Raw genomic sequence first — 6,404 nt, forward strand, 5'->3', positions numbered from 1 at the left:
GCGAAGTTAAGAAACGCGCCAAAGCGGGACAAATCCCTTCAACCCAAAGTGGTGCTTTGGGTTGGCGGTCCGGAATGGACCCGGCACGGAGTGAACCCGCACCGAGTTTTTGCGTTGCATGCCGTGATTTTTAGGCGGCGCGGGACATCGATTGACCCGCCATCGCTGGCGTTTCAACTGCCGCAATTTCGGACACGAGACTCGGCGTGGAGGCGGTCTTGTTAGGCGCGGCGAAGCGCGAGATGGTAACGACGACGCCTAAGCCGAGATAGGCGGCGATGGTTGCCATGGGCTGGAAAAACAGGGGCGCGATCAGGGCGATGCGGAGCCAGTTGGGGTGGAAACCGAAATCCTCGCCGATCGCCTCGCACACGCCGAGGATGGTATTGTTGCGGAGGAGAAGATTTGGGACGGTAAGGTTGGGCCGAGCGCTGGTCATAAGGAACTCCGTTGGCTTGCGTTGGCCAACAGGAAGCAAGAGACGTGCCAGTTATAAAAACACGCAATTGCAGCGAGTTAGCTTAATAAGAAAATACGGAGTTGGCGAACAATGCGCCAAGGCTTGGTTAAATCCGCCACGCAGCGCGTCGCTCGCGGCTCAGGCTGGCTTCCGGCCGATTAGGCTGCAGGTGACAAAGCGGGCGTGCGGCTCGCTGATGACGATGAGCTGGACGATGCCGCGCATGGCGAGGCGGGAGACGATTGGGCTGAGCGGATAGTGGTTCATCTGCATCGCCGGCGCATTCCACGGGCGACCGGCGCAAATGTTTTGCCAGATCTTGACCCCGGGGATGTTGGCGCTCGCCCAATAGAGCCAGCGCCAGCCGCCGCGGTCGGTGCGGATCGACAAATGGAGATGGAAGCCGCCGCCGGGCGCGACCTTGTCGACCAACGCATCGAGGATACGCAGGCCGCGCCGCACGGGCACATGCTGCAACACCATCAGGCTGTTGACGAAGTCGAACGCACCATCGGCGCGGCTTAGTCCATCGTCGGCCTCGGCGAAGCGGAGGTTGGTGGCGCCCGCCTGGCGCGCATTGGCCGCGGCCTCGGCGAGCATCGCCGGCGCGACATCGAGCGCGAGAACTTCCGCGAATTCGGCGGCAAGCGGCAGGCTCAGCCGCCCGACACCGCAGCCATGGTCAAGCGCGCGCCCGCGCGGCAGCGGACCGAGGTGGCGCTCATATTCAGTGAGGAGATGCGCGATCGAGTGGCGGCCGCTGGCGAAGAACTCGTCGCGATTCTCGCCAATTAGCGCGGCGCTGAACCGGTCCTGCGCGAGCACGCCAAAATAGGGGTCTTGCGATCCCCACTTTTTCCACGCCTTGTCGGTGCTCAGCATGGGCGCGGGCGAGCCGAGCCGAGCGCGGCAATGCGCGAATCGGCGCTGACTTCGCGGCGACAGGACGCGAGGGATGAGGGTCGAGCCGGATGAGCGGAGACGGCGACACGGTTCATCGCTCGATTAAGGCACAAAAAAGGATGTGCAGGACAGCAGAAAATGCCGGCTGATGGGCCGCCTTCTCACTCGCTCGGGGCGTCGGCGGAGCTGACATGATAATCGATCCTGATCCGCACCCATTCCCCGACCAGCACCTTCCCGCCGACGCGGGGCGGGCGGACGAGGAATTGCCACGCGGCCTGACGCGCCGCGCTGGCGAGGTGGGAGCCGGCGGGGCCTTGGCCGAGCTCGACGCAGTCGGCGACATGGAAGCGGTCGATGGTCTTGCACGCGATCACTCCCCAGCCGCCGCCTTCGGGCATGGTCCTGGGCAGATAGGTGCTGAGCTCTTGATTGGTCGGCTCGCGATACCATTCGGCGGCGTAGAGCGGCTCGCCGTGGGGGCCGGTGCCGACGCGGGCGCTGTCGCCGGGGCTGCTGCCGGAGGATGCGACCTCGGCGCCGCTGTCGGTCGCCGGCTTGCCGAGCTTGGCGATGTCCGACGCGGCGTAGACCTCCTTGCTGACGATCAGCATGGGGAGGGGGCGATCGGGCAGGCGGATCGCCGGCTTGGGGATCGGCGGGGTTGGCATTGGCGGGATTGGGCGCGGCGGTTGCTTGGTCACGGTCGCCTGCTTCTGAGCGGTCTTGGCTGGGGCGTCTTCGGCGTCGTTGGCGAGGTCGAAGGTGGAGAGGGTGCCGCCCTTATATTCAGGCGGGTGGTCGGGCCGGAAATTGAGGCTGAGGAAGGCGAGCAACAGCAGCAGCTCGATGCCGAGGGCGAGCGCGAGCGAGACGGCGCGGCGCTTGGCGGAGGCTCGATCGCTGCCTGTTTCGACGCGGTAGTGAGCCGGACTGAGGGAAATGAGAGCCTCTGCGATGGGAATGGCGGGGCCGTCACGAAGTAAATTCGTGACGTCGATCCACTCGGCTTATAGCCGATGGTCGGCCGGCTTTCGCGCTCTGTTCGACATAAGCTCTCGATTGCTCTGCAATCGCTCCCTTATGCTCGGGCGCTCAAGTCACTGATCCAAGAAACTCCGCATTTTGCGCGAGCGGCTTGGATGCTTGAGTTTCCTCAGCGCCTTGGCCTCGATCTGACGGATGCGTTCGCGGGTGACGCTGAACTGCTGGCCGACTTCCTCGAGCGTGTGGTCGGTGTTCATGCCGATGCCGAAGCGCATTCGGAGGACGCGTTCTTCGCGCGGGGTGAGGCTGGCCAGCACGCGCGTGACCGTTTCCTTCAAATTGGCCTGGATCGCGGCGTCGACCGGGATGACCGCGTTCTTATCCTCAATGAAGTCGCCGAGATGCGAATCTTCCTCGTCGCCGATCGGGGTTTCGAGGCTGATCGGCTCCTTCGCGATCTTCATCACCTTGCGGACTTTTTCGAGCGGCATCGACAGCCGCTCGGCAAGCTCCTCGGGAGTCGGCTCGCGGCCGGTTTCGTGGAGGAACTGGCGGCTCGTCCGCACGAGTTTATTGATCGTCTCGATCATGTGGACCGGGATGCGGATGGTGCGCGCCTGGTCGGCGATGCTGCGCGTGATCGCCTGGCGGATCCACCAGGTGGCGTAGGTGCTGAACTTGTAGCCGCGGCGATACTCGAACTTGTCGACCGCCTTCATCAGGCCGATATTGCCTTCCTGGATGAGGTCGAGGAATTGCAGCCCGCGGTTGGTGTATTTCTTGGCGATCGAGATGACCAGGCGCAGGTTCGCCTCGACCATTTCCTTCTTGGCGATGCGCGCCTCGCGCTCGCCCTTCTGGACCTGATTGACGATCCGCCGGAACTCGGGGAGCGCCATGCCGGTCGACTGGGCGATCTCGCTAATCTCGATACGGATGCGGTCGACGCTCTCGGCCTCGGCCACCGCGAAGGCAGCGAATTTCTTGTCGAGGCCCTTGGCGCGGTCGAGCCAACTGTCGTCGAGCTCGCTGCCCATATAGCTGTCGAGGAACGCTTTGCGCGGCACTCGGTGGCGCTCGGCCAGGCGCAGCATCTGACCGCCAAGCGCGGTCAAGCGGCGGTTGTAGCTGTACAGCTGGTCGACCAGATATTCGATCTTGGCGGCGTGAAATTGGACGCTCTCGACCTCGGCGGTGAGCTGTTCGGAGAGCTTCTGATATTTCTTTTCGTCGGCCGGCGGGAAACCTGCGCCGGCGCTCAAGGCGGTAAGGCGCGCCTGCTGGAGCTTGGCGAATTTCTTGTAGAGCGAGGTGATCGAGGCGAACTTCTCGAGCGCGGTAGGCTTCAGCGCTTCTTCCATCTGCGCGAGGCTGAGCGTGTTGTCCTCGTCGTCTTCCTCGACCGGGCGCGGGGTGCGGCGCTCGTTGAGTTCGTCCTCCTCGTCGGCGACCGCCTCTTCCTCGGGTTCGGCCTCTTCCTTGAAAGTCGGGCCGGCAACGGCGGCGCTGATCTCGCCCTCGGGGGCGTCCGGGTCGGCGGCATTGTCGATCTGTTCGGCGGTCGGGCCTTTCGACAGCATCGCTTCCAGATCGAGGATCTCGCGCAGCTGCATCGTGCCCTCATTGAGGGCGTTCGACCATTCGATGATCGCGTTGAAGGTGATCGGGCTTTCGCACAGGCCCCAGATCATCGTGTCGCGGCCGGCCTCGATCCGCTTGGCGATGGCGATTTCGCCCTCACGGCTCAACAGCTCGACCGCGCCCATCTCGCGCAGATACATGCGCACCGGGTCGTCGGTGCGGTCGACCGCTTCCTTCTTGGTCGCTACCGCCGGACGTGGGCCGCCGTCGTCGAGCGGATCGACTTCCTCCTCGGGCTGCTCCTTTTCGGCATCTTCGTCGTCCGAATCGTCGTTCTCGACGATGTTGACGCCCATCTCCGAGATTTCGGACATCACGTCCTCGATCTGTTCGGAGGTCATATGCTCCTGCGGCAGCGCCTCGTTGATTTCGTCGACGGTGACGAAGCCGCGCTTCTTGGCGCGCGCCTTGAGCTTCTTGATCGCCGCTTCGTGCTGATCGAGGAGCGGCGCATCGCCGCTTTCGCCAGTATCCACGTCGGTGTCGGTGGTGTCGTTTTTCGTCATGTTGCCGTGCCGCTTACTCATTGCCGGCCAGAGATGCCAGCCGTTCCTTCATTGCTTCGCGCAAGGCGTGAAGCTGCTGTTGTTCCTCGAACGCGCGATCGTCGCCGGCCTTCAGCCGTTCGGTCGCCGCGCCCAATGCCGCTTCGACCTCCGCCGTCGCCACCACCGCCTGGATCGCCAGCCCGAGATCGCGCCGGGCGGCCTCTGGTTCGCTATCGCTGCGGGTGAAGGTAAAGCGCATGTCGCCGCCTTTGGAGACCTCGCGCCAGGCGGCGCCGGTTTCCTCTGACGCCAATATGGTGGCGATGGCGTGCCGATCAAGCGTATCGCCCGACATGCTGACATCGACCATCCGGTCGCGCACGGCGGCGAGGTTGCGGTCGGCGATCGGCAAAGACGCCAGTGTCTCGACATGGTCGCCGATGGCATCGGGGAAAAGCGCATGGCCGAGCACTAGCGCGCGGGCGGTGGCGCGGTCGATGCCGCTGGACCCGATCGCGCGCGCCGCAACGCTGGCCGGCGGGTCGGGCGGCACGAACCGCCCATCCTTGTTCTTCTTCCAGGGCTTGCGCGCGATGAAGGGCCCGCGACCGGCGGCTTCGGGCCGGACCAGCGCTTCGAACCGGCGTAGCCAGTCGTCCCGGTACAGCTGCCGTACGCTGGGGTCGCCGATGGCCTGCGCATGATCCATCAGCCGAGCCTTGAGGCCGGCGCGCGCCTCAGGTGTGTCGAGCGGGGCGGCGGCGGCTTCGTGACGCCACAGCCGCTCGACCAGAGGCTCGGGCTGAGCCAACAGTGCCTCGACGGCCAGGCGCCCGCCCGAGCGGACCAAATCGTCGGGATCCTGGCCCTGGGGCAGCGCAACGAAGCGCAGCGTGCGCTCAGGGGCGAGGTGGGGAAGGGCACGCATGGCCGCGCGCACCGCCGCCTTCTGCCCCGCGGCATCGCCGTCGAAGCAGCAGATCGGCGCGGGCTCGAGGCGCCACAGCCGCTCCAGCTGTGCTTCCGTGACCGCCGTTCCGTTGGGCGCCACGACTTCGCCAATCCCGGCGCGATCTAGGGCGATGACGTCCATATAGCCTTCGACCACGATGACCCGGCCAGCCTTGCGCGAGGCGGGGCCGGCGAGGTCGAGATTGTAGAGCGTGCGGCCCTTGTCGAACAAAGCGGTCTCGGGCGAATTGAGATATTTGAGCTCGCCGTCGCCAAGGATGCGGCCACCGAACGCGATCACGCGGCCGCGCTGGTCGCGGATCGGGAACATCAGGCGGCCGCGAAAACGGTCGTAGGATTGTTTATTCTCTTCCTCGGGCATGATCAGCATGCCGGTGTCGACCAGCTTGTCCTCGCCAAGCTCCTTGAGTGCGGCCTTCAATTTGCCACGGCTGTCTGGGGCAAAGCCGATCCCGAACCGCTCGATCGTCTTGGCGTCGATGCCGCGTTTGGCGAGATAGGCGCGCGCCGCTCCTCCATCGATGCCGGCCAGCTGCTCGCCAAACCAGCGCTGCGCCGCGGCCATGACGTCATGAAGCCCAGCCGAGCGTTCCTGCTTGTCGCGGTCGCGCGGGTCGGGCGCGGGCACGTACAACCCCGCCTTGCCGGCCAATTCCTTGACCGCATCCATGAACGGCAACCCGCGTGCGTCGGTCAGAAAACGGATCGCATCGCCGTGCGCGCCGCATCCGAAGCAATGGTAGAATCCCTTCTCGTCGTTGATCGTGAAGCTGGGCGTCTTCTCGTTATGGAACGGGCAACAGGCTTTATATTCGCGCCCGGCCTTGGTGAGTTTCACGGAGGGCGCGATGACGGCGCTGAGCGTGGTGCGAGCGCGCAGTTCGTCGAGGAATTGAGGGGAAAGGGTCAAACTCCCCACCCCGTCGGCGCTTCGCGCCTCGGCCCCTCCCGCG

5 protein-coding genes are annotated in these 6,404 nt (G+C 65.0%); all 5 read right to left on the bottom strand.

Annotated features, from left to right (window positions below; all coding sequences use genetic code 11):
- Window positions 1-130: 130 nt before the first annotated feature.
- The 5 genes from H0W65_RS11885 to dnaG all read right to left on the bottom strand — a co-directional run bounded on the left by H0W65_RS11885 (window position 131) and on the right by dnaG (window position 6,361).
- Entirely contained in the window at window positions 131-439 is a 309-nt protein-coding gene (locus H0W65_RS11885; RefSeq protein ID WP_294007839.1) for a PspC domain-containing protein, read from the bottom strand.
- 159 nt (window positions 440-598) lie between these two features.
- A complete protein-coding gene (locus H0W65_RS11890; RefSeq protein WP_294007841.1) occupies window positions 599-1,342 on the bottom strand; it encodes a bifunctional 2-polyprenyl-6-hydroxyphenol methylase/3-demethylubiquinol 3-O-methyltransferase UbiG in 744 nt (247 codons plus the stop codon).
- 182 nt (window positions 1,343-1,524) lie between these two features.
- Window positions 1,525-2,199 (bottom strand): hypothetical protein, encoded by a 675-nt coding sequence (locus H0W65_RS11895; RefSeq protein ID WP_294007843.1) that lies wholly within the window; start codon window positions 2,197-2,199, stop codon window positions 1,525-1,527.
- A 264-nt stretch (window positions 2,200-2,463) separates the two neighbouring features.
- The gene (gene rpoD / locus H0W65_RS11900; protein WP_294007845.1) at window positions 2,464-4,497 is read right to left on the bottom strand and encodes an RNA polymerase sigma factor RpoD; all 2,034 of its coding nucleotides are present in this window, start codon (window positions 4,495-4,497) and stop codon (window positions 2,464-2,466) included.
- 13 nt (window positions 4,498-4,510) lie between these two features.
- Window positions 4,511-6,361, bottom strand: a complete 1,851-nt coding sequence (dnaG, locus tag H0W65_RS11905; RefSeq protein WP_294007847.1) for a DNA primase — start codon at window positions 6,359-6,361, stop codon at window positions 4,511-4,513.
- Window positions 6,362-6,404 lie beyond the last annotated feature (43 nt).

Source organism: Sphingomonas sp., from assembly GCF_013816785.1.
In the GTDB taxonomy this organism is placed as follows: domain Bacteria; phylum Pseudomonadota; class Alphaproteobacteria; order Sphingomonadales; family Sphingomonadaceae; genus Sphingomicrobium.

What these genes read in the sequence shown, in the direction of transcription:
- H0W65_RS11885 (WP_294007839.1), bottom strand. Translation starts at nt 439, where the DNA reads ATGACCAGCGCTCGGCCCAACCTTACCGTCCCAAATCTTCTCCTCCGC.
- rpoD (WP_294007845.1), bottom strand. Translation starts at nt 4,497, where the DNA reads ATGACGAAAAACGACACCACCGACACCGACGTGGATACTGGCGAAAGC.
- H0W65_RS11890 (WP_294007841.1), bottom strand. Translation starts at nt 1,342, where the DNA reads ATGCTGAGCACCGACAAGGCGTGGAAAAAGTGGGGATCGCAAGACCCC.